The 1,103-nt window shown below is 69.0% G+C and carries 1 protein-coding gene; it reads right to left on the bottom strand.

Translation table 11 applies throughout. The features are described from left to right. Positions 1-350 precede the first annotated feature (350 nt). Positions 351-554 carry a cold-shock protein gene (locus ACWDA7_RS53200; RefSeq protein ID WP_345125222.1) on the bottom strand — a complete coding sequence of 68 codons (204 nt, stop codon included), beginning with the start codon at positions 552-554 and terminating at the stop codon, positions 351-353. Between the last annotated feature and the right edge of the window lie 549 nt (positions 555-1,103).

Here is a 1,103-nt window from a genome sequence, read left to right as displayed (position 1 = left end):
AGGATCGTCCGCTCCACCGCTTCCGCCAGTCCGAGGTCGAAGATCCTGGGACCGTAGGTGCTGGAGTCGGCCTCCAGGCTTCCGCGGACAGCATCCGCGCTGCCCAGGCCGACCTTCTCCACGCGCTACCCGGTGTCCATCTCCCCGACCTTGACGAGTTGCGGGCCTGTGGAGCGCTCGGCGCCCAGCCCGCGCCGCCGGCTCCGAGCCCGCGCCGCGCTCTCGGAGCTGGCGTCCGCGGGGACGAGGACCCGCCCGGTTGATGTCGGTCAGCCCGGAGTGCTCGCGGCCGGCTGCCAGACACGCAGGCCCGGCACCGTCCACGGTGCCGGGCCTGTTCGGGAGCTGGGTCAGATGACGCGGATGTTCTCCGCCTGGGGGCCCTTTTGGCCTTGGGCGACGTCGAACTCGACGTGCTGGCCTTCCTGCAGTTCGCGGAAGCCCTGAGCGGCAATGTTGGAGTAGTGGGCGAAGACGTCCGGGCCGCCGCCCTCCTGCTCGATGAAGCCGAAGCCCTTCTCCGCGTTGAACCACTTCACAGTGCCCTTGGCCATGCCTGTCTCCTTCGAGGGGGTTCGGGCCTGCACGGTGCGGGCCCGGAGGTAATCGCCCTGGTCCGGAGTGGGCTGCACGGCAAAGCGCCCGCGGGCAAGGTGTCCACGGGCGCACGACTTCGGAACCACGACTGCTCTGTGGATAACGCTAATGCCTCTGCTGGGGCACTGCTAGACCGAAACGCTGCCAGCCCCATGGGCTTGGCCTGGGGCACGGCCCTGGCTGGCCCACTGGACCGGCCATCACCTGCAAGGGCTACGCCCAGGACTGGGCGAGCTGGACCACGTTCTGCTCCGAGTCCGGGGTGCCGCTGCTCGCCCTCACCCCCGGCACCCTGGTGATGTTCGTCGAGCACAACCTGTGGGGCTCGGAAAGTCATCGCTGCAGCTCAAGCGGCGTATCTGTACTCGTTGACGACTCCGCCGAGGACGCGGTGCGTAGGAGCCTTTGCGCGTGGGGGTCGTGCCCGACAGCGGGCTGGTCCTGAGCCTCGGGCGGTCGTTGGTCTCGGGCCCGGTGCGGTCGATGCTTGTTGTAGTGGTGCTGGT

Source organism: Streptomyces sp. NPDC001156 (assembly GCF_053598275.1).
The sequence above is the reverse complement of the archived record's forward strand: the minus strand, read 5'-3'. Positions and strand labels throughout refer to the sequence as shown.